The organism is Nannocystis pusilla (assembly GCF_020073745.1).
Classification (GTDB): Bacteria; Myxococcota_A; Polyangia; order Nannocystales; family Nannocystaceae; genus Nannocystis; species Nannocystis radixulma.
The window spans coordinates 1,519,837-1,542,478 of record NZ_JAIRAU010000001.1 but is presented as its reverse complement, the minus strand read 5'-3'; the positions used below and the strand labels follow the sequence as shown (position 1 = coordinate 1,542,478).

16 protein-coding genes and 1 pseudogene are annotated in these 22,642 nt (G+C 69.9%); 4 read left to right on the top strand and 13 right to left on the bottom strand.

Annotation, left to right across the window (positions count from 1 at the left end):
• Positions 1-70 precede the first annotated feature (70 nt).
• Together K7C98_RS06090 and K7C98_RS06085 are read right to left on the bottom strand one after the other, a co-directional pair.
• Entirely contained in the window at positions 71-274 is a 204-nt protein-coding gene (locus K7C98_RS06090) for a hypothetical protein (protein WP_224190585.1), read from the bottom strand.
• 349 nt (positions 275-623) lie between these two features.
• Positions 624-2,345 (bottom strand): SulP family inorganic anion transporter, encoded by a 1,722-nt coding sequence (locus K7C98_RS06085; protein WP_224190584.1) that lies wholly within the window; start codon positions 2,343-2,345, stop codon positions 624-626.
• A gap of 613 nt (positions 2,346-2,958) precedes the next feature.
• Between K7C98_RS06085 and K7C98_RS06080 the strand changes: the two are divergent.
• Both K7C98_RS06080 and K7C98_RS06075 read left to right on the top strand, forming a co-directional pair.
• A pseudogene (locus K7C98_RS06080) lies at positions 2,959-3,579 on the top strand (3'-5' exonuclease); the annotation flags it as partial.
• 52 nt (positions 3,580-3,631) lie between these two features.
• Positions 3,632-4,096 (top strand): hypothetical protein, encoded by a 465-nt coding sequence (locus tag K7C98_RS06075; protein WP_224190583.1) that lies wholly within the window; start codon positions 3,632-3,634, stop codon positions 4,094-4,096.
• Between the two features lie 25 nt (positions 4,097-4,121).
• Here the strand turns inward: K7C98_RS06075 and K7C98_RS45445 are convergent, their stop codons facing one another.
• The 6 genes from K7C98_RS45445 to K7C98_RS06045 form a co-directional block, all read right to left on the bottom strand.
• Positions 4,122-4,820 carry a transposase gene (locus tag K7C98_RS45445; protein ID WP_224190582.1) on the bottom strand — a complete coding sequence of 233 codons (699 nt, stop codon included), beginning with the start codon at positions 4,818-4,820 and terminating at the stop codon, positions 4,122-4,124.
• Positions 4,821-5,265: 445 nt separating this feature from the next.
• Positions 5,266-6,456, bottom strand: coding sequence for a DUF4328 domain-containing protein (locus K7C98_RS06065; protein WP_224190581.1), 1,191 nt, complete (start codon positions 6,454-6,456; stop codon positions 5,266-5,268).
• Positions 6,457-6,468: 12 nt separating this feature from the next.
• Entirely contained in the window at positions 6,469-7,800 is a 1,332-nt protein-coding gene (locus K7C98_RS06060; RefSeq protein ID WP_224190580.1) for a hypothetical protein, read from the bottom strand.
• A 64-nt stretch (positions 7,801-7,864) separates the two neighbouring features.
• Positions 7,865-9,478 carry a GDSL-type esterase/lipase family protein gene (locus K7C98_RS06055; RefSeq protein ID WP_224190579.1) on the bottom strand — a complete coding sequence of 538 codons (1,614 nt, stop codon included), beginning with the start codon at positions 9,476-9,478 and terminating at the stop codon, positions 7,865-7,867.
• A 43-nt stretch (positions 9,479-9,521) separates the two neighbouring features.
• Positions 9,522-11,174, bottom strand: a complete 1,653-nt coding sequence (locus tag K7C98_RS06050) for an MBOAT family O-acyltransferase (protein WP_224190578.1) — start codon at positions 11,172-11,174, stop codon at positions 9,522-9,524.
• A gap of 85 nt (positions 11,175-11,259) precedes the next feature.
• Complete coding sequence (locus K7C98_RS06045) at positions 11,260-11,667, bottom strand: tyrosine-type recombinase/integrase (protein ID WP_224190577.1); 408 nt, start codon at positions 11,665-11,667, stop codon at positions 11,260-11,262.
• A 429-nt stretch (positions 11,668-12,096) separates the two neighbouring features.
• Here K7C98_RS06045 and K7C98_RS06040 point away from each other — a divergent pair, with 429 nt between their 5' ends.
• Complete coding sequence (locus K7C98_RS06040) at positions 12,097-12,891, top strand: glutathione S-transferase family protein (RefSeq protein ID WP_224190576.1); 795 nt, start codon at positions 12,097-12,099, stop codon at positions 12,889-12,891.
• 22 nt (positions 12,892-12,913) lie between these two features.
• On the opposite strand, the gene K7C98_RS06035 is transcribed toward K7C98_RS06040, so the two are convergent.
• Together K7C98_RS06035 and K7C98_RS06030 are read right to left on the bottom strand one after the other, a co-directional pair.
• On the bottom strand, positions 12,914-13,813 hold the full coding sequence (locus tag K7C98_RS06035) for a hypothetical protein (protein ID WP_224190575.1): 900 nt from the start codon (positions 13,811-13,813) through the stop codon (positions 12,914-12,916).
• A 223-nt stretch (positions 13,814-14,036) separates the two neighbouring features.
• Positions 14,037-15,452, bottom strand: a complete 1,416-nt coding sequence (locus tag K7C98_RS06030; RefSeq protein ID WP_224190574.1) for an alpha/beta hydrolase — start codon at positions 15,450-15,452, stop codon at positions 14,037-14,039.
• 359 nt (positions 15,453-15,811) lie between these two features.
• On the opposite strand from K7C98_RS06030, the gene K7C98_RS06025 reads away from it, so the two are divergent.
• Positions 15,812-19,120: a peptidoglycan DD-metalloendopeptidase family protein gene (locus K7C98_RS06025; RefSeq protein ID WP_224190573.1), complete on the top strand. Its 3,309-nt coding sequence runs from the start codon at positions 15,812-15,814 to the stop codon at positions 19,118-19,120.
• 30 nt (positions 19,121-19,150) lie between these two features.
• On the opposite strand, the gene K7C98_RS06020 is transcribed toward K7C98_RS06025, so the two are convergent.
• The 3 genes from K7C98_RS06020 to K7C98_RS06010 form a co-directional block, all read right to left on the bottom strand.
• A complete protein-coding gene (locus tag K7C98_RS06020; protein ID WP_224190572.1) occupies positions 19,151-20,806 on the bottom strand; it encodes a hypothetical protein in 1,656 nt (551 codons plus the stop codon).
• 6 nt (positions 20,807-20,812) lie between these two features.
• Positions 20,813-22,210 carry an MBL fold metallo-hydrolase gene (locus K7C98_RS06015; RefSeq protein WP_224190571.1) on the bottom strand — a complete coding sequence of 466 codons (1,398 nt, stop codon included), beginning with the start codon at positions 22,208-22,210 and terminating at the stop codon, positions 20,813-20,815.
• A 161-nt stretch (positions 22,211-22,371) separates the two neighbouring features.
• The gene (locus K7C98_RS06010) at positions 22,372-22,524 is read right to left on the bottom strand and encodes a hypothetical protein (protein WP_224190570.1); all 153 of its coding nucleotides are present in this window, start codon (positions 22,522-22,524) and stop codon (positions 22,372-22,374) included.
• Positions 22,525-22,642: the final 118 nt, after the last annotated feature.

Sequence of the window (22,642 nt, the reverse complement as noted above, 5' to 3'; positions counted from 1 at the left end):
CCGGCTCCCGGGGCACGCGGCGCGGGCTCGACGAACGCCGCCAGGCGGCGCCGGCGCGGTCCGCTCGAACTCATCGTCGAGCCTCGTGCCTCGGCGCGGCCGCCACGCCCGCGTCGGCGCGGCGGCGCGAGCGAGCGCGCAGCCGCAAGACCAGCAGCAGGTCCAGCGAGAGGAACAGGCACACGGCGCCGACCATGAAAACGTGGGACGAGCCGCCGAGGAGGACGCTCGCCTTGAAAGCGACCCCGGCGCCGAGGAACAGCAGCGCCGCCATCGCCGTCGCGTAGTCCTGCGACCGACCCCCGTCGAAGGGTCGTGCGCGCCGCGACGGCGCGACGTCCGGCGCGAGGCCGCCCGTCGAGCGCGCCCGGTCGATCCCGTCATTCGGTGGCGGATGGCTGAATTGTAGGTCCCGCGGCATTGTGCGGACCACCGTCCACGATTCGTGCCAACCGGAAATCATGCGACCACGCGGCGCCGGCTCCGGCTCGCCTGTCGGGCGCGACTGACACCTGTCGGCGATCCCGGGCGCGCCGCGTCGAGGGATCCCGACACACCTCGCCGCGCGGTCGTCGTCCGGGCGCCGTCCTCGATTCAATACAGCGTGCATGCCCGCGTCCCCCTCAGCTCGACGCGGTCGTCGACGCCTCGGGGCCCCCGGCGCGCCCCGGCGCGCCCCGGCTAGGTCGGGCCATGCGCGCGGCGACCCGGCGCAGCGCGTCGTCGAGGGTGTCGCTGACCTGCAGCCGCGCCTTCGACTCGGCGATGATCGGCGCGAGCATCGTCGAGGCCTCCCCGGAGAGCGAGCTCAGCCACACGTCGGTGCCGCTGCCGGCGAGCCGCTCGGCGGCGCGGACGAGCGCCCGCGCGCCCGACGTGTCGAGCGTCGGCACCTCGGCCAGGTCGACGACCACCGGGCGGCCCCCGTCCAGGTCGTCGAACAGGGAGTCGATCTTCGCCTGGGAGGCGAAGAACAGCGGGCCCTCGAGGTGGATCACGCGGACCCCGTCGAGGTTCTCGTACAGCGCGTGCTGGTCGGGCTCGAGGTTGCGTCGGCGCATCCTCACCAGCTCGCGCTGGCGGTGCGCGAAGAACACGAGGGCCAGCAGCACCCCGATCAGCACCCCGATCACGAAGTCCGTCAGCAAGATCCCCGCCGCGGTCCCGACGAAGATCCCGACCTCGAACCTCGCCGTCCCCCACATGTGGCGCAGGCCGTCCCAGTCGAACAGCCGCCACCCGACCACCAGCAGGATGCTGGCGAGCGCCACCAGCGGGACGTGGCCGACGAACCGCGCGAACGCGACGACGACCAGCGCGAGCACGAAGGATTGCACCGTCGGGGCCAGCCGCGACGTCGCCCCGGCCTCGACCGCCGCCGCGGAGCGCACCACCGCGGCCGCGACCGGCATGCCGCCGAAGCACGCGCTGCCGATGTTCGCCAGGCCCTGCGCGACCAGGTCCTGATCCGTGCGGCTGCGCCCGCCGGTCCGCGCGTCGATCGAGACCATGCACAGCAGCGAATCCATCGAGGCCAGCAGCGCGAGGGCGACGGCCTCGGCGAGGTACTCGCCGAGCCGGCTGTCGTCGAACGCGGGGAGCCCGAAGGCCGGCCACCCCCCATCGAAGTGATCGATCGTCACCACCGGCATCGCGCACACCGAGACCAGGAGCATCGCCACGGCCAGCGCGAGGAGCGGGGCCGGCAGGCGCCGATTGAGCCGCGGCAGGCCGATCATCATCCCGACGACCAGCAGACCCAGCAGGACCGAGGGCCAGCTGAGCCCGGCGAGCTGCGCGGGCGTCATCTCCGAGACGAGGCGCGCCTCCTCGGACAGCCCGAGGAGGACGGGGAGCTGCGAGTCGAACACCATGAGCCCGACCGCGGCGAGAAATCCCCCGACCACCGGGACCGGGATCGCGTGCACCAGTCGACCGACGCGCAGGGCGCCCAGCGCGATCTGCATCAGGCCGGCCAGGATCGTGACGACCAGCAGTCCGTCGAATCCGTGGCGCGAGATGATCTCGAAGGTGATCGGGGCGAGCGCGACCTCCGGGCCGGTGATCTGCAACGACGAGCCGCCGAACACCGCGCCGATGACGCCCGCGGCCGCGCCGGTCACCAGCCCGACCGACGCGGGCAGCCCGCACGCGATCGCCAGCGCCATGTTGAGCGGGAGCGCGACCAGGGCCACCGTGACCCCGGCGGCGATGTTCGGCCCTACCCGCGTCGTGAGCGCCGATCGCAGCGAGCTCGCGGTGAGGGCCACCGACTCTCGCCAGTACTCGACGCCAGACAGTCCTTCGGCTTTGTTCCACGCGCGCATCGGAAGACGCGGGTGCATATCCACGATCCGTGCCAGCGACCCGCAGCCCCTGCGCGGCTGTTCGCGCCGCTCGAGCGCATTCGCGGGGCACGCACGCGTCGGCTCCGACCGACACTGTCGGCGATCTCGGCTGCGGATCGCCGACAGCGCGGGCCGCCCGCGCCTGCGACGAGGCCTTGTTGCGCATGCCCGCCCGACGACGGAGCAGGACGCGCACGCGAGCGTCCCGATCCCTTCCTGCGCCGTGCGCCGAGGCGGCCGGATGTCGACCTGTCCACTACGCCACCCTGTCACTCGAGCTGCGACTCGCGCAGCCACGTGTCCTCGTTGGGCAGCTCGCCCTGCAGCACCAGCCGCAGCAGCGGCGTCTCCCTCGCCACCAGGGGCTCACGCGAATCTGCTACCGCGAGCGGTTCTTCGGCGCGGGCTTGCCGGAGTTTCGCGAGTCGCGCTACCGCGGCGAGGTGTCGGACCGTCCGGCCGGCGAAGCACCAGCGGGCGCAGGCGTGGGTGCGTCCCTCTCGGGAGCACGGCCCACGAGCGCTCAGGCGGCTCGCGGTCCTCGTGAGCGTCGCGCTCCCGCGTCGGTCCGGGTGCCGCTCGCGTCCATACGACAGCCGCGCCCGCGCCGCCTCGCCAGCCCGTCCTGGCCGCGCATCAGGCCTGGCTGGCGGGCCACGGTCTGCTCGCCGCCGGCGGCCCGGAGCGGTTCGCCTTCGTCACCTGCGGCGACTGGGACCTCCAGACCATGCTGCCGGTCCAGTGCGCCGCCGCCGGCCTGCCGATCACCGCCCTGCCCCGCGTCTATCGCCGGTGGATCAACGTCAAGAAGGTCTTCCTCGACAGCATGAAGAAGGCCAGGACCACCGGCATGCCGGCGATGCTGCAGGCGCTCGGCCTCGAGCTCGTCGGCACCCACCACCGCGGCATCGACGACTGTCACAACATCGCCCGGATCGCCCTCGCCCTGGCCGGGCGCGGGGCCAGGTTCGAGATCACCGGCAAGCTGGCCGCCTCTTACTACCCCGAGCTCCCGCTCGAGCTGCAATGGGGCGACCGGGTCGAGCGCGCCTTCCTCAAGAAGCGCCACCTCGCCAGCCTGCTCGGCCTCGCCAGCGGCCTGTTCCACACCCGCATGGTCCGCGCCTTCCTCCCCGACGGCGCCGAGATCACCGACGACGACCCGCTCGCCGAGCTCGTCCCCGACGCCCCGATCCGCCTCGTCAGCGCCCGCGACCGCCCCGCGGCCTGATCGTCGCAGCATGTCCTCTTCGACATGCTCCATGCGACATGTCTTATCGCACATGACCCTTTATGAATACATCGGCCCGCCCGCGATCCGCGAGCGTCCGCGCGGCGAGCCCGGCGCGGTCGTCGGCAGCCGCCGCGACCTCGAGCAGTGGCTCGTCGCCCACCCGGACGCCCGCGACGAGGGCGCGACTTACGTCGTCGACCGGCAGGGCCGGCTGCGCCTGGCCCCGCGCCGGTCCGAGCACATCGACTGCGCCGGCGGGGACGTCGTGCTCGCCGCCGGCGAGCTGCGGTTTCGCGGCGGGCGCGTGGTCGAGATCAGCAATCAGTCGACCGGTTACTGCCCCGACCCCGACTGCTGGCCGGCCGTGGCCGCCGCCCTCGCGGCGGCCGACATCCCCGCCCCGCCGGCGTTCACCCGCGCGTTCGTGTTTCGCCGCTGCCATCGGTGCGCGCAGATCAACCTGATCAAGGACGACTGGTACGTCTGCCTGCCGCGCGCGTGGAACTTCGCCTGAACACCTTTTAGAAAAAGGCGCCCGCTCACTCGGCCACCAGCGCCGCGATCTTCTCGCGCTCGGCCGCGTCGGGCAGGCGGCCGAACCCCGCGCGCACGTTGTCGGCCATGTGCTTCGCCGAGCTCGTCGCCGGCAGCGGGCAATGGACGGCCGGGTGCCCGAGGATGGACTTTAAAAAGAGCTGATCGAAGCTCCGTTTCATGCGGCGGCGATTCCGGCGGACTGCGTCGCGCTCGGCCTGCTTGCCCTCCCACCGCCGGTGACCTCGCTCGACCTCCTCGAGGTTCGTGAGCACGTCGTTGCTGTGATAGCCCTTGTCGGCGACGACCTCCTCGACGCGCTCGGCGAGCTGCTCTTTGGCCTTCTCCGAGCCCTCCTGGCGCACCTCCGCGAGGTTGGCGTCGGCGACCTCCAGCGTCTTCTCGAGGGTCTTCGCGTCGCCCGCAGCGCCGCCGTGCACCGTCACGCCGACGATCGCCCCGGTCTCGAGGTCGACCGCCTGCTCGTGCTTGTGCGCGAGGTGGGTGCTGCCGTCCTTCATCTTCATGATCTGCGCCTCGGGATCGTGCGGGTGCACCCACTCCTCGTTCGAGCCCTTCTTCGGGCGCTTGCGATCGAGCCGCGCCAGGTCCTCGCGCGTCGGCTCCTCGATCCCCTCGGCCTCCACGGACGGCGGCAGGAGCTGGAGTTGGTCGATCTCCCACGGGCGGAATGCCTTGCTCATGCCGTCCTTCATGAAATACCTTCGCGCGAAATCGAGCTGTGAACATCGTTGATTCGTCGCGAGGATTCTCATGTCCTTCGAGACATCCGGGCGCATGGCCTGGGCGAATGAACCCGCACGGCGACAAGCGGGGCCGGCGACGCTCTCCGCAGGCGGGCACGGAGCGGCGGAGTGGGACGCAGGCGGGAGGGGCCGCAGGCAACCGCGCGCAGGCGCCATCGTCCGCGAAGCACGAACGAACCTGTCCTCAACGACAGCTCATCATCGAAGCCCAAGGGCGCCGAGCACGTTGCCTGGGAGGGCCCCGCCGTCGCGAGGGACCCGCTCCGCCGCTCCGTGCCCGCCGTCACCCAGATCTCCACGGCCCCGCGCCTTCTGGCGCGCGTTTTCTCAGGCAGGCTCCTAGGCGGGTCGCCGCGACGAGCGTGCGTGCGGATCCCGCCCGTCACAGCTTGGCGCGGATCGAGCGGACGAAGTGCCACAGGAGGCCGTAGGCCGCGAGCGTCACCAGCACCGAGCCGACGCCCGAGCTCAGCGCGATGTACACGTCGCCGAGCGGATCCGGCAGGTGAAACCCGCCGCCGGCCGGGAACGACACGTACCAGTCGCTCCCCTCGGAGCGGCTCAGCTGCGCCTGCAGGCCGCGCATCATCTCGTTCACGATCTGCACCAGCCACGCCAGCCACCACACCAGCACCAGCAGGCCCGCGCCCGTCCCGACCACCGCCTTGTGGGCCCCGCGGACGATCAGCGGCGGCATGAAGAGCTGCGCCACCGGGATCATCCAGCCGACCACCGCCATCCCCGGGCCGAACGGGGTCCGCCCCGGGCGCGCGGCGTAGACCTTGTAGAGGAACACCAGCAGCGCGACCGCGATCACCACCGACAGCAGCGTGTAGATCGGCCCGATCACCGGCCACAATTGATACGACAGCGACGGCACCGTGTAGGCCATCGCGAACATCACCAGCGGCAAGCCCGCGCGCACCAGCAGCAATTGCTCGAGCAGTCCGCCGAACTTCGGGCCGGGGGCCTCCGGCGGGCGACGGATCGTCGGCCGCGCGCTGCCCGTGCGCGCCCCGCCCGCGGCCACGAACGCCTCCGCGGTCACCGGCGCCAGGCTGTCCTCGAGGCCATCCAGCGAGACCTCGAGGATCCGCGCGAGCTGGGCCTTGAACGCCGGCAGGTCGAGGCCCTCGTGGAACCCGTAATTGCTGCGACTGCCGTCCGGCCGCACCTCCGCCAGCACGGCCTCCTTCGGGTGGACCTCGCCCGTGCTGAGGTCGGCGCAGCGCTCGTAGAAGAACACGCTCGGCGCCCCGGCCTTGCGCACCAGCGCCAGGAACAGCGCCTCGTTGGCGTTCAGCGCCGGCGGCATGGAGATCACGACCACCTCGGTCTCGCCCGACTTGACGTGGCCGACGACGTCGAGCTTGGCCATCTCGCGCCCGCTGGGCGCCAGGCCCACGTGCGGCAGCGCCTCGACCATCCCCTTGCTCGACTCGGTCCACAGGAAGAACAGGAACGCCTCGCGCTTCGCCCCCGTCAGTTCGGCGAACATCCGGTCCGGCGAGCGGAACGTCTCCGCGGGGATGACTTTCTTGGCGAACGAGAGGTGGTGCTGGCGTGCAGACATGGCGGAGGGCCCTCAGGGCTGGGCGATCGTAGCGATCGCCGCGGAGAAGTCGTATTGACAGATCGAATGGAACTCGAGCGGCCCGAGGCTGGCGCCGACCTCGAGCATGCGCACCGGCGGCCTGGCGATCTGCGGGTATTCGGGATCATTGGGATTGGGCAGCACACAGCCGGGGCCGATGCCGAACAGGTCGTTCGTCTCCGGGTCCGGGTCGTCCTCGAACACCAGCGGGCTGTCGCCGGTCTCGAAGCCGACCGGCACGCCGGCGATGGCGAGCATCCGGACCCGCGCCCCGCCGGTCTTGCTCGCCTGGATCTCGGCCAGCAGCTCCGTGTAGCGCGACACCGGCCACAGCACCGCGGCGTCGGGGTCATCGGTGGGCGCGCCGTCGATGCCCCAGTCGGCCGCCGGGCAGGCCGGATAGGTCGGCCCTGGCCCCTCGCACTTCACCCCCGCGTTGAAGCACACCGCGCTGGTCGCGTCCGGCCGGTCCGGGTCCTCCCAGAAGGTCTTGTTGGAGGTGAAGATCTCGTCGAACGCCGGGTTGTAGCTGCAATCGACCTCGTCGGTCAGGATCACCACCACGAGGTCGGCCTCGGCCCGCAAGAACCCGTACTCGGGTGTGCTCGCGTCCATCGCCCGGACCAGCGCCAGGCGCATGCTCTCGAGCGGCGACTCGAACCCGCAGCCGGCGACGCCCAGCGGCAGCGCGCACTGCAGCGCCTGCACCAGGCTCACGCCGTCGTCGGCGATGTTGGTGACGCCGCTCGTGCGCTCGAACCACGGCCGCACCTCCGGCTCGGGCTCCTCGCTCGTCGGCGTCGGCGCGATCTCGACGGGCCCAATCTCGCAGATATCGGAGCACGCGTACGAGAAGTCCTCCATGTCGAAGGAGAAGTCGCCCTGGGCGACCGCGGTGATGCAGTTCCCCGTCGCCATCGCTCCGCGCTCCGGCGTGGTCTGGGCCGCGGGGCAGCGCGGATTGCCGGCGTCGGTGGAGGTGATGCCGATCCGCAGGTCGCGCTCGGTGTTCACCAGCGCGGCGATGTTCTTGGCCAGCAGCGTCTGCTCGTCCGCCATCGTGCCGGTGTTGTCGATCACGAACAACACATCGATGGGATTGGTCCCGGGCGGCCCGCTCGTGGTCGGCTCGTCGGCCGTCGTCGAGCCCATCGTCGAGCTGCTCGTCGGTTCGTCGCCGGAGTCGTCGGGTTCCCCCGACGGCCCGTACGACGGATCGTTCGTCGCCGGCCCGGCGCTGACCGTCAGCTCGTCGAGGATGCTACCCTTGCCGCCGCAGCCGGCCAGCGCCAGCGCCACGCCCCACGTCACCGTCGTTCGCACGCCGGCGATGCTATCAGCTTCGCAAGGCGTCGGCGCGCGAGATCGCCCGCGTCTCTCGCCTTCGTCAATCGCCCGTCAGCGCCTTGACCGGCGTTCCGGCGATGCGCTTGCGATAGTCGGCGTAGCCCTGCATCAGCGAGCGGTACAGCATCGCCCCCACGACCTTGTGCCCGTGGTGGGTCAGGTGTGAAAGATCGCCGGAGCCGAGGGCCGGCGACGAGCGGACCCACCGGCCCATCGAGCCCGAGCCGCCCATCGCCTCGTAGGTGTCGAAGAACGCGCAGCCCTCGGCCTCGGCCACCTCGCGCTGGGCCTGGACCAGCTTCGGCACGATCGGTCGCGTCACGATCTTGCCCGAGCCGTCGCGCTCGCCGTGGTCGAGCGGCGCCATCACCAGGCACGGCAGCTGCGGGTCGCCCTTGCGGAACAGCTGGATCACCGCCGAGAACTCGGTCTTGTACTTCTCCATCGTGCCCTGCGTGTTCATGTCGTTGCCGCCGAACATGAGCACCAGCAGGTCGGGGTCGCGGCGCTGCAGGTGGCGCTGCAGGTGGTCCGCGTCGAAGTTGAGCATGCGGCGGGTGAGCGCGCCGATCTGGCTCATCTCGTCGTAGACCACGCCGGGCACCGTGCGCTCCATCGCCACCCCGTAGGCGCGGACCTTGCCGCCGCCGGCCGCGCGGACCGACAGCGTGTGTTCGCCGTCCTCGGTCTCGATCACGTGCCAGCGGTCTTCGAGCTGCTCGGCCGCCGTCTCGAGCTCGACCGGCTCCTCCTCGTCGAGCTTGAGGCGCAGCTTGCCGCCCTTCGGCATGCCCGCGTACCACACCTCGTAGCGGGCCACCTTGCGGCCCATCGGCCCTTTTTGCGCCGTCGACAGCCGGATCTCCGCCCCGCCGGCCGACTCGAAGGTCGTGCCGCCGACCCCGTAGTAGCCGTCCTTCTTGCAGTCGAAGATGATGAAGCAGTGCTGCCACGGGCTGCGCTCGTCGAAGCGCACGCCCTGGTGGCGGTAGCTGGCGTTGGGTTGGCCGAGCAGGTGGAACCCGTGGCCGGCGTCGCCGAAGCGGGCCTGCAGCTTGCTGCGGATCGCCCCGGTGATCCCGTCGTTGCCGATCGCCGAATCGCCGTAGTGCATCGCCCGCGTGATCGCCCCCGGCAGGCCGAGGTGCGTGCGGGTCAGCGACGCGTAGAAGCGGTCGAGCGCCTCGGGTCGCTCGAGCGGCATCTCGACCGGCGCCGCGTCCTCGGCCTCGGCCTGCAGCGGAGGCACCTTCTCGTCCTCCTCGACCGGCGCCGCGCGGACCTCGACCTCCTTGAACGACGCCTCGGCCGTCTCCTCGAGCTCCGCCTCCGCGCGCGCGACCGCCAGCGCCTCCTTGACCTCCGCGTCGGCCGCCTCGGCGGCCGCGCCGCGGTCCAGCAGTTCGCGGCCGATCAGGTTCCAGAACGGCACGTACTCCATCTCGGGGGTCCACGGCCGCGCCCACGCCAATTGCGGCACCACGTAGGTCGCCGCGAGCGCCATCATCAGCCCGACGATCGCCGTCACCACCTTGCGGAACGTCCCCGGCGGGTAGGCCGCGGCGTGCTCCTCGTCGTGCGACAGGTCGACCGCGACCTTGCGCTCCTCGACGTCGAGCAGCCCCTCTTCGTGGGTCCTCTTCTTGCTGCTCATGGGGACATGTTCCTTCGTACCACTGCGGTCATCGTCGCGCCCGTCAGAACTGGAAGTAGATGTTGGCCCGCGGCCCGCTCGACAGCAGCAGGTGGACCGCCAGGGCCAGGAGCGCCAGCGCGAGCCCGATCACCACGCCCGGCACGCGGCGGAAGACCGCGTAGCTCCAGCGGTCGACCAGCTCCTTGGGCGACAGGATGTGGTAGGCGAGCCCGGCGATCAGCGCCGTCCACACCCACGGCGAGATCAGGCCGTCGCGGATCCCGTGGGCGTCGAAGCGGAGCAGCCCGGCGATCATCTTGCGCGAGGTGTCGAGGTCGTCGGCGCGGAAGAACACGCGCGACAGCACCGTGAAGTGGAACGTCAGCAGCACGTGCAGCGCGGTGTTCCAGGCCGTCCCGGTCTCGGGCAGGCGGGCGACGATCAGGAACATCGCCACCGCGAACCCGGCCAGGCCGAGGCTCTCCGGCTGGCCGAGCTGCAGCACCGCCGACGACAGCCCGTACACCACCGCGAACAGGATCAGCAGGCCGGTGACCCACATCGCCCGCGTCTTCGCCGTCGAAGCCCCGCGCTTGCGCAGCCGGTTCCAGCGGTTGAACACCATCGCCAGCGCGTGGATGTTCGAGTACAGCACGAAGTTCCAGCTGGCCCCGTGCCACATGCCGACCAGGAACATGGTCAGCCACAGGTTGAAGTACACCCGCCCGGGCGAGCCCTTGCTGCCGCCGAGCGGGAAGAACACGTAGTCGCGCAGCCAGGTCGACAGCGTCATGTGCCAGCGGCGCCAGAACTCGCCGAGGTTCCTGGCCTGGTACGGGCGCTCGAAGTTCTCCGGCAGCGTGAAGCCGAGCAGCAGCGCCACGCCGATGGCGATGTCGGTGTAGCCGCTGAAGTCGGCGTACAGCTGCAGCGTGAACGCGTACAGCGACAGCAGGATCTCGAGCGACGTGTAGTTCTCGGGCGCGTTGAAGATCGCGTCGGTGAACTGGGCCGCGATCCAGTCGCCGAGCACCGCCTTCTTGACCACGCCGATCATGATCCGGTAGAGCCCGCGGGTCATCGTCTCCGCCGACAGGCGCGGCGGGCGGTGCAGCTGCGGCAGGAACTCGTGCGCGCGCACGATCGGCCCGGCCACCAGCTGCGGGAAGAACACCACGAACAGCGCGAACTTGCGGAAGTTCGGCTCCGGCGTCAGCCGCCCGCGCCACACGTCGATCGTGTAGCTCAGCGTCTGGAACGTGTAGAAGCTGATCCCGATCGGCAGCACCAGCTCGAGGTGCGGCACCACCACCGACATCCCCAGCGCGTGGGCGACGTCGGAGAACACCCCGAGGAAGAAGTTGGTGTACTTGAAGTAGCCGAGCAGACCGAGGTTGCCGACCAGGCTCATCCCCAGCCAGAAGTTGCGCCTGCGGGTCGCCGCCGCCTTCTGGCGCGGGTCCGTCGACTCGAAGGCCGCGCGTTGCTGCCAGATCTGGTGCGAGCAGACGTAGTCGAGGATCGTCGACAGCGCCAGCAGCCCGACGAAGTACCACGGCGGCTGCAGCGGGTCCGTCTCCGGCCCGGCCATGTAGAAGAAGTAGCTGGCCGCGGTCAGGAACAGGACCCGCAGCACCGGCACGTGCGACAGCCCCCACGAGATCAGGAGCACGGGGACGATGAAGACCAGGAAATCGAAGCTGACGAAGAGCATCGGTGCCGCCGACGTCGGGCGCTCACGCTACCCGCGCGGCCCGAGAACGCGAAACTTTCCCCCAAAACTTCCGTACCCCCGTAGCTCACGCTACAAGGGCAATCCGGGGCTTTTTGCGTTTCGTTTCCAGGCCGCTTCCAGACGGCGGCGGGGGCGGCTCGGTCATGGCGGCGCTCGCGTCGACCGCCATCGCCGCCAACTTCATCTTGTCCAGGTGGATGTAGTACCGCGCGGTGGTCGCTTCGTCCTGGTGACGGGCGAGGTGCTGCAGGGCCCGCAGAGGCAGGCCCTTCTCGGCCAGGTGGGTCAATCTGGAGTGGCGGATCCAGGGAGGCCGGTGACGAGGCGCGCGAGGTAGCGCTCGTCGCTGTGGGTGCCTCCAGGCTCGGGATTGCGCTCGGTGCGCCGAGGGAGAACCCACGTGCGATCGAGCCCTTCCTCCTTGAGCGCCTGCAGCGCGCGGACGAGACGAGGGTGAGCGGGACCTCCGCATCAGCGCCTGCCACGGCTGCGCAGCCGACTCGAACCAGGTGATCGGCGACGGGCTCGTGGAGGGGAGCTGATGGGATCACCCGGTCCGATTGTTCCTCAGCAATGACGCAATCCGTGCCGCCGAGGTGCCGAGCCCTCGAGGGCCCGCGAAGTGCACCGGCGGCGAGATCTCCCGGCGCTCGAGCTCCTTGAAGCGACCCGTCTCCCGCACCAGTGGAGGGTGCCGCTCCTCATCTTCTGGAGCTGTCCGACGTACCCTCGAGCCCCTCGCCAGCGTGTGACGAGAGCCCGAGGTCGTCGGAGAGCGCCGGCAGCTCGGTGGCGACGACGTGCTCGAACTGCGCGCGCATCGGTGCCAGGACCTCGGTCGACGCGACGGACGCGTCCGCGTCTGCGCCGCTCCGGCGATCACGGATAAGCTCGGGCCTCGATGAGCGAGCTCCGCGTCTATCACATCCCCGTCTGCCCCTTCAGCCAGCGCCTCGAGATCCTCCTCGCCCTCAAGGGCCTCACCGGCCCGCTGAAGTTCGAGGTCGTCGACGTCACGAAGCCGCGTGACCCCGCGCTCCTCGCCAAGACGCCGGGGCACACGACGCTGCCGATCCTCGAGACCGAGACCGGCGGCGTCCTGCGCGAGAGCCTGGTCCTGATGCAGTACATCGAGGATCGTTTCCCCGCGCCGCGCATCGCCGCGAGCGACCCGTTCGCGCGCGCCGTCGAGAACATGCTGACCGCGCTCTGCAGCGACTTCGTGAACGCGGGCTACGGCTACGTGATGAACCAGGACCCGGCCAAGCGCGAGACGCTGCGGGACCGGCTCCTCGCGCAGTACGCGGGCATCGACGCGTTCCTCTGCCGTCACAGCCCCGACCGCACGTTCCTCCACGGCGAATTCGGCTGGGCCGAGGCCGTGTTCACGCCGATGTTCATGCGGTTCTGGTTCGTCGAGTACTACGAGGGCTTCGAGCTCCCGGACGAGCCCAGGTACGCGCGTGTCCGGCGCTGGCAGGACGCCTGTCGCGCCCACCCCTCGGCGCAGCAGGTGACGCGCGAGGAGATCGTCAAAATCTACTACGACTACTCGCGCGGCGTGGGCAACGGCGCGCTCCCCGAGGGGCGCACGGTCTCGTCGGTCGCGTTCGAGCCGCACTGGTCGCGGCGACCGATGCCGCCGCGCGGGAAGTACGGCCGCGACGCGACCGACGCCGAGCTCGGCCTCGTCTGAGCGAGACGCCGCCGGCTCGAGCTCAGGCGGGGACGGAGCCGACGACCCAGACGTACCAGCTCCAGCAGTTCAGGCAGTAGTACTTCTCGGCGGTCGAGACCACGGCGTCGAACTTGCGGCCGAGGGCGAGGAACTGGCCGCGGCTGCCGTCGACGAGCTCGATCGAGGGGCCCTCGTCGTGGACGAACTGGAAGGCGACTCGCTCGGGGTCGGAGGTGTCGAAGCAATCGTCGCCGCAGGGCAGCGGGCACACGCCCTCGACGGTGTTGATCGTGATCGCGCCGAGCGCCTCGTTGACGCCGTAGTTGCTGTCATGCCTGACGCCGGCGAGCAGGACCGCGTCGTCGTCGGACGCACGGAGGACGAACCACTCGCCCTCGCCGACGTGGTGGCCCTCCCCCTGCCAGTAGGCGTCGAGCGTCACCGACCGGCCGTCGCTGATGTCGGTGGTGAAGTCCGCAGGGGCGGTGACGGTGATGCCGATCGCCACGTCGACCTGCTCGTCCTGGCTGCAGAGCAGGGCGACGTGGATCTCGCCGTCCGCCTGGGTCGCCGACTGGACGGTGCAGGCGGCCGCGACCTCGATCATCTGCTGCTCGCCGTCGATGATCGGCCAGTCGCCGAAGTCGATGGCGATGGAGGCCGTGACTGCCGGATCGGGCGGGATGCAGGCCTCGCCGCCGGTATCGGTGTCGGTGTCGGTGTCGGTGTCGGTCGCGGCCGTGTCGGTGTCGCCGGTGGTCGGCTCGCTCGCGGCCGTGTCGGTGTCGCCGGTGGTCGGCTCGCTCGCAGTCGTGTCGGTCGCAGCCGAGTCGGTCGCGTCCGTATCGGTCGTGGCCCCCTCCTCGGGCTTGCAAGCGGGCGCGAGGATCGCGGAGACGAGGATGAGCGCATGAAGAGGAAACCGGTTGCGAGACAGCATCGCGGCCACCATGAGCAGGGAGCGTGCCAACCTCGCCGACGCGAATTTCATCGCTGTCCGCGAGCGCGTGAGGGAGCCCGCGACACGAACGCCCGGGCGCACGAATCCTCGCCGGCGCCCCGACCCTCGTGGCTCGGGAGATGCGCGTCCGGGTCGATCGCAGGCATCGCGCTCGATCAGGAGGCGGAGGCGCTCTCGCGCGCGCGACGGCGGCGCGCGAGCGTCAGAGCGGCGTGATCGCCACGCTCGCCGTGGAGAACAGCGACGAAGCGCCCTGGTATTGCTGGTACGGATTGTCGGGGCCGAGGAGCACGAGCGGCGTCGTGAGTCGGCCGCTCGCATCGGCGAGGACGGTGTACTCGGTGGCCACGCCCGCGCCGTCCTCGATCGAGACGCGGTAGGGCGCGCTCGGGACGTAGATCGGCGCCGTCGTCACCTCGGCCGCGCCGCTCCCGTCGAGCGTGAAGCCCTCGGGCCCCGCGACGACGAGCGTCGCGAATTCGGCCACCGCGCGTGACATGCTCACCTCGTAGTCGAACGCCGCGAATTCGTCGTCGGCGCTGGTGTACTCGAAGGCGCTCGGCGCCGGCGGCGGATCTGCGAACACGTCCATCAGGTGCGGCAGCCAGTCGGCGAGCCACGGGTTCCACCAGGTGAAGCTGTGATTCGCCAGCGTCTCCTCGATGTAGCGCGGGCCGGTGCCGGGCACCACGACGGTGCACGCGCCGCTCGTGCACAGCGATCGCTCCGGATCGAAGCCGGCCGCCTCGACCGCGGCGTGGAAGCGCTGGTTCACCGCGTGGATCTGTGCGTCGTTGTCCGTCCCGCTGTAATACGTGAGGTCGACGGCGCCGAGGTTGCCCACGAGGTCGACCGGGTTGTGCGCGCGGTAGTTGAGCTGCTGGGCGTTGTGCGCCCACGACGGCTCGTTGTTGTAGGGCCCGAAGATCGCGTTCGCGTTGGCCGCCGCGCCGATGCCGGACGCCCAGACGATGATCTGTTGCGGCGAGTAGGTCATGTCGAGGCCGCCCGAGAACGAAGCGGCCGCGACGAACAGGTCGGGGTGCCGCGCCGCGTACGACAGCGCCCCGAAGCCGCCCATCGAGAGCCCCGCGATCGCTCGGCCTTCGCGCGCCCCGTGGGTGCGGAAGTTCGCGTCGATCCAGTGCACGAGCTGGTGGATGTGGAAGGTCTCGTAGCGCGGCGTATCGTCCGCCTCGCGCACGAACCAATCGGTGTACCAGCCCTTCCCGCCGCCCTCGGGCATCACGACGATGAGGTCGAGGTCCGCGGCGAGCGCGTCGGCGTCTCCGTCCCCCGTCCAGTCGACGTAGGAGCCCGTCCCGCCGTGAAGCAGGAACAGCACCGGGTACGAGCTCTCCTGGCCGTCGTCGTAGCTCGCGGGCAGGAGGATCCGCGCGCGCGCCTCGGGCTGCTCGATCGTACTGGTAGAAGGCAGGACGGGATCCTTCGGGTCGATCGCCGCCGTCGCGAACCTCACGTCGAACAGCCGCGGATTCGTGGCCGGGCGCTCGTCCAGGGCCGCGAGCCCGTTCACGTCGACGAAGCCCTGCGCGCGCGCGGGCGAGGCCGCCGTCCACGCGAGCAGGAGGCCGAGGAAGGTCATCGGTCGATTCATGGTCGCTTCTCCCGTGATTGAGACATTGAACTGAGGATTTGGCCGGGCGAACCGGTGGGCCGAGTTTGGCATGGAAGGCGAGCGATCGGCGAGCTCGGCCGCCGGCCGCCAATTCGTCGTAGTGAAGCAACCCCAGCATGTCGACCCTCGACCCCGATCCAGGCCGAGCGAGCGAACGTCCGATCTCCGCCCATTCTGCGGTGGCGAGGAGGAGTTCATTCACCTCGTCCGTGCGAGGGTTTCTCTCGGCGGCGTCGCTCCGGATCCCCTGCGACTCGACGATGATCGATCCCGCTCCCGGCCGCTGACCATTGCCCCGGCCCGCGGGCCCGATGGTACCGTGCGCCGCAGATTCGACCATGACGCGTGCATCGATCCTGGCCCCTCGGTTCCAGCTCCTGCTCCCCGGCGCCGCCGCGCTCGCCATCGCCTGCGAGGCCGGCCCTGACGACATCGAGCCGGCAGTGGAGCTGCGCGAGCAGGCGCTCGCGCCGGGCGTCCCGGTCGAGTGGGACAACCTCGTCGACGTCGAGGCCGCCGGCGCTTCGCTGACGCGAAGCCCTGGTTCGGGCTGGACCGCCGGCGCCTCCTCGGTGCAGACGATCGAGCTCGGCGACGGCTTCGTCGAATTCTCCACCGCCGAGGCCGACCGGGCCAAGATGGCCGGACTGTCCTTCTCCGACGCCAATCAGAGCTATGTCGACATCGACTTCGCGTTCTACTTGCGCCAAAACGGCGAGCTCGAGATCTACGAAGACGGCAACCTGCGCGGCAGCTTCGGGGCCTACGGAGAGGGCGACAGGTTCCGCGTCGAGGTGGCCGACGGCCAGATTCGCTACCGCCACAACGGCCTGGTCATCTACACCAACGACACCTCGCCCTTCCAGTACCCGCTCGCGCTCGACACCAGCCTCCTCGACGCCGGCGCGACCATCACCGAGGCGGGGCTCCGCAGCTGTACGGCGGGCGACACCACCTGCATGCCGGTCGAGACGTGGAAGAACGTCGGCTTCGCCGCCGCGGGCAGCACCACGCTGAAGCGCACCGTGGGCTCCGGCTGGACCGCCGGTGCCTCCTCGGTCGCGACCATCGCGGACGGCGACGGCTTCGTCGAGTTCTCCACCGCCGAGGCCGGCCTGGCCAAGATGGCCGGCTTGTCGCACAACGACGCCAATCGGAGCTACGTCGACATCGACTTCGCCTTCTATCTCCGTCAAAACGGCGAGCTCGAGGTCTACGAGGACGGCCACCTGCGCGGCAGCTTCGGCACCTACGGCCCCGACGATACGTTCCGCATCGAGGTCGCCGGCGGCGACATCCGCTATCGTCACAACGGCGCGGTCATCCACACCAACACGACCTCGGCGTTCCAGTACCCGCTCGAGCTCGACACCAGCCTCCTCGATGCCGGCGCGACCATCACCAACCCCAGGGTTCACGAATGCGGTGAGGGCGAGACCGACTGCATGCCGGCCGAGACGTGGAAGAACGTCGGCTTCGCCACCGCCGCCGGCACCACCCTGACGCGCAACCTCGGCACCGATTGGACCGCCGGCGCCTCCTCGGTCCAGGCGATCGCGGGCGGCGACGGCTTCGTCGAGTTCTCCACCGCCGAGACCGACCTCGCCAAGATGGCCGGCCTGTCGTTCGACGACGCGACCCGGAGCTACGTCGACATCGACTTCGCCTTCTACCTGCGCCAGGGCGGCGGCCTCGAGATCTACGAGGACGGCGGCCTCCGCGGCAGCTTCGGCACCTACGCCGCCGGCGACACCTTCCGCGTCGAGGTGGTCGACGGCCACGTCCGCTATCGCCACAACGGCGTGGTCGTGCACACCAACACGACCTCGGCGTTCCAGTACCCGCTCGAGCTCGACACCAGCCTGCTCCATGCCGGCGCGACCATCACCGACCCCGTCGTCCAGGCCTGCGGCGAGGGCGGTTGCATCGCGCCCGAGACGTGGAAGAACGTCCGCTTCGCGAGCGCGAGCCCGGGGACGCTCACGCGCCTCGCGGCCAACGGCACCGGCTGGTACGCGGGCGCCTCCTCGGCCCAGGCGATCGAAGGCGGGGACGGCTTCGTGCAGTTCGGCACCGCCGAGCTGAACCTCGCCAAGATGGCCGGGCTCTCCCACGGCGACGCTCACCAGAGCTACGAGGACCTCGACTTCGCGTTCTACCTGCGCCAGGGCGGCGACCTCGAGATCTACGAAGACGGCCACCTGCGCGGCAGCTTCGGCCCCTACGCCACCACCGACGTGCTCCGCATCGAGGTCGCCGGCGGTCAGATCCGCTATCGCCGCAACGACGTGGTGATCCACTCGAGCTCGGCTCCGTTCGAGTACCCGCTCGAGCTCGACACGAGCCTGTACCAGGCGGGCGCGACCATCACCGGCGCTGCGATCCACGCCTGTGCCGAGGGCGACGCCGCGTGCATGCCGGCGGAGATGTGGAAGAACGTCCGCTTCACCGAATCGACCCCGGGCGCGCTCAGGCGCCTCGCCGGCCCGGGCGCGGGCTGGCACGCCGGCGCCTCCTCGGTGCAGGCGATCGCGCCCATCGACGGCTCCGTGCAGTTCTCGACCGCCGAGACCGATCGCAAAAAGATGGCCGGCCTCGGCCACGGCGACGCCCACCAGGGCTACTGGGACATCGGCTTCGCGTTCTACCTGCGCGACAACGGGCAGCTCGAGATCTACGAGAGCGGCAACCTCAGGGGCAGCTTCGGCTCCTACACCGCCGGCGACGTGTTTCGCATCGAGATGGTCGACGGCCGGGCGCGCTACTACAGGAACGGCGCCCTCCTCTACGAGAGCACCGTGACCACCGCCTGCCCGCTCGAGCTCGACACGAGCCTTCATGACGCGGGCGCGACCATCACCGACGCGATCGTCACGGGCGCTCCCTACCCGCCCGGGCCCGACGCCGACTGCCCCTACGTGCGCGTGACCGAGAAGAACGCGGCCGGCGCCATCAACGTCCGCTCGCGCCCGACCGCGAGCTCGAGCGTGATCGGTACGCTCGGCTACGGCGAGGAGGTCGCGGTGAGCGACGTGGCGCGCTGCACCGACCCCACCTATACCGGCAACTGGTACGCCCTCGATCTCGGGGGCGGCACCATCGGCCACGTGTGGGGCGGGGCCGTCGCGTGCTTCCAGCAGTTCGTCGAATTCTCGCTGCCATTCGCGTGCGCCGATCTCTCCGGGCCGGTGACCGTCGCGCAGGGCAACGGCGGCGGGATCAGCCACGGCACCGGCACCAAGTCGTACTACGCGTTCGACATCGGCATGCCGACCGGCACGCCGATCCACCCGATCGCCGGCGGCACCGTCGTCGTCGTGCACGACGACACGACGGTGGGCGAGGCCTGCTACGACGGCGGCGGCGAGGACTGCAAGGCCGCGGCGAACCTCGTCACGGTCCGCCACGCCGACGGTACGCAGTCGATCTACGCCCACCTGAGCAGCGTCGCCGTGACCGAGGGCCAGAGCGTGACCACGAGCACCGTGCTGGGCCACTCGGGTAACACCGGCTATTCGTCCGCCCCGCACCTCCACGTCGCGCGCCAGCAAGATTGCAGCGACGCGAGCGGCTGGTGCCAGTCGCTCCCGCTCACGTTCGCCGGGGGCGTGGGCGTGCCGGCCAAGGGCGACGAATTCTGCTCGTAGGGACCGCGGATCGACGCGGCGATCGCATCGCTACTTCCGTCGTCCGTCCCAATCCAGCGCGTAGATCACGCAAGCTGCGTCGACGCCGAAGACCTTGCCGAACGGGTACCGATACCACTCCTGCTCCGGCCCGAGGAGGATCGGGTCGGAGTAACGGTCGTGGAGGTACGAGTACACCCGGTACTCGAACGGCGCATAGTCGGTGCCCCGGCTCGCGTCCGGCTGCATGCCCGGGGCGTACATCTTCTCCGCTCGCCGGCTGATCGACGGCTGCTCGGAGAACAGCGTCACCAGCAGGTATTGCACCCGGTGCTCGCGCAAGTACTGCTGCAAGCGGCCGTCGCGGAGGACGTCCTGATACTCGTAGTCGTTGACCAGGCCGTCGAGGTTGATCCAGCGCCGGTCGCTCCAAAACGCGAGGAGACCGGAGTCCGTGGTGGCGAACATCGTCGACGGCTCGCTGTGCTCCTCGGCGTACGTGGCGATCTGCCACACCGGATCGTTCTCGACCCGCAACGAGCTGCTGACGGAATAGTCGCGCACGTAGCTCCACCCCACGCCGAGCGCCGCGGCAGCGAGCAGCGCCCTGGACGCGGTCACGGTCGCCGCATGGCGATGCGCGCTCAACCACACGCCGGCCCCGAGCACGAAGGCCCCCAGGATCCCCGGCAGCGCCAGGTAGTTGCGCGGGAGCGCCTTGTCCCAGCGCTGGAACAGGAGGATGTTGAGGATGAGCAACCAGGCCACGACGACGAGCGGGACCAGCGCTCGCCGAGCGTCGCTCCGCCGCGCCAACAGCATCGCCGCGCTGCCGACGACCACCGCCACAGTGATGCCCGTCATGGTCACGGCGTACAGGAAGTGACCCCACCCTTCCACCTCGGTCCACGCGAGCTCGTCGAGGTAATAGTTCTTCGGCGACGGCCACGGGAAGGAGGACTTCAGCGCGCCGCTGATCGGCATCACATGGCCCGTCTCGAGGAGATTGACCGCCGCGTAGGCCGCGAAGGCGAGCGCGGTCGGAAGCGCCAGGCGCAGCCGCTGGGGCCACGTCGTACACCAATTGAGCGACGCCCACGCCACGATCGGCGCGATGACGAAGACCAGGGTATCCAACCGGGCCAGGCACAGCAGCGCCAACCAGACGCCGAGAGCGCGGGCACGGCGCTCGCCGAAGGCGATCAACGCCCCGGTGCAGAGCAGCGCCACGAGGCTGCACTCCATACCCAGGCGAAACGGCGCCACCGTGGGCAGCAGGAGGAAGATGGCGAGCGTGCACAGCCCTGCCGCGAACATCGGCGCCGCCGCGCGCAGGCGAGACCAGGCCCGGGCGATCAGCAACAGCGCGGCCCCGATGCACAGTCGCTCGAGCACGACGACACCGAACACGACCGTCGTGGGCGCCGCATCGACCCCGATCAGCGCGTGAAGACCGACGAGCATCAGGCACCAAAGCGGATGAAACCCATTGGTCGGGTTGACCCCGTCGAAGCTGAAGCTCCCCGTCTCGAGGAATTCCCGAGATATGACGATATAGTAGTATGCGTCGTCGAGGAAGAGCGTGGACCCATGCGCGCCGGCCACCAGCCCGCCCGCGCTCGAGCCCCCCCAAAGCAGAGCCAGCAGCGCGGCGGGGCCCCAGCGCTCGAGCTCGGCAGACCTCTCGGATCGGAGCCGGCGAGCCACGGATGCTCACGTCCCCGGGGGGAAGACCAGCCCCCGCTCCTGTGTCAGTTGCAGCCGATCTCCGACATGCCATTCCAGGAGCTGCGTCGCCATCCGTCCCTTCGCGCGCGGCGACTCTCGGAGAGCCTCCAGCATCTGTCGCTCGCTGACGCGCCCGTCCACCAGGTGCGAGCGCGTCTCGATGGGGTGCCACCAATGCGCGTACGGCAGGAAACAGCTCGGCTCGAGCGTGTCGAGCAGCTCGCGCGCCCGGTGCACCCCGAACGTCATGAGCTCCCCTGTCGGCCAGCGCTGCGGGTCCATCACGATCTCCTCGGGGAAGCAGTACAGGTAGCGCCCGGTGCCGTCGATCTGCCCCGGGCTCCAGCCGAACTCTCTCAGGTTGCTCATGACGACGTCGATGTGCCCCTGCTCCTCGCGCACCCGCCCGCACAGGTCCTGCATCGAGCGCCCGAACTCCCGCCCGGAGTCGACCAGAAACCACGTCTTCACGCCGTTCGCCTCGACGACGTACGTGTTCCCCCAGTTGCGCAGATCCTCGTCGGGAGACGCGAACGTCAACCATGGTTGCTCGCCATAGAACGGATAAATGGTCACCCGGATGTCGCCGAAGACGTGCGTGGAGAACCACGCGGCGTCGCACACGCGGGTGAAGCCGGCCGCGCGGAGAATGTCCGCCATCGGCGGCGAGAGCAGCGAGGCGCGCCGCATACGCGGCACGACGATCGGCGTGTCCCTCGGGAACCGCATGAGGCTCGCCAGGCAAAAATGATCGGTGTGTGAGTGAGAGACGAGGATCGCGTCGATGTTCGGATAGTGCTCGCGAGGCAGCCAGGAGTGCTCGGTGGCGTAGCTGAACTGCGGATCGCAGATCACCGCGGAGGACTCCGAGCGAAACATCAGGCTGGCGTGTTGCAGGCGGTAGATCCCGGGCCGCTCGAAGTCGACGATTCGTGCTCCGGGGACGGCGGGGCGTAGCAGGCCCTCCTCGACGAACTCTCGCCCGAGAGCGGCCCCCGGATCGCCGGGCTCGGCCTCCTGCCACTCGCCGGAGAGCACGCTGCGGAGCGCCCGGAGCTCCTCGTCCTCGGTGATCTCGAGCTCGATCGTGTCGTCGGCATGGGGGAGCCGAAAACACATGGGGTACAGGTCCTCCGGGAACATGAGGGCCTGCGGCAGGACATACGGAGAGTCCGTCTCTTCGCGCGCACGCGCGAAGAGCTCGCGGATCCCGGGCGCGACGTCGTCGTCGAACAGCGACTCGAGGGCTGTCGGACGGCCCTCGGCCTGCAACGCCCGGACGACCCGCTGCAGCACCTCCCACGAGAGCACGGGCGTCATCTGGACGGGCAGGTAGACGCTGGGCACCGCGTCACTGGGGAGCGCAAACTGGGTGTCGGACATGGGCTCGTCTCCGTCTCGGCCGACTCGACTTGACTGTGACAATGGCTCACGCGCATTGCCGAGCCGACTCGACAATGCGCAGTCTCCGGGGACGAGCCGGGCATCGCCCAGGCCTCGCCCCGGAGACACGGGGCGTAGTGTTTCTACACCCCGCTGATGCATCAGGTGATGCAGCAGGTGGTCGTGTTGGTGCACGTACCGGTGAAGAACGTCACCGGCGCAGCGTCCTTCTGGGAGTTCTTGCGAAGCTTGCGCAGCTCGCCGATCGCCTTGAAGGTCTGGGTCGTGCTCTTGTTATCCTGTTGATCTTTCATGTCTAACTCCTTTGGGCAATCTGCCCAGCGGCACTGTATCATGTTCACATGACTACAACCAGACAATTCAAGCGACTGATCGGTGATCGACACCGACGACATCGCCCGGCGCTCACGC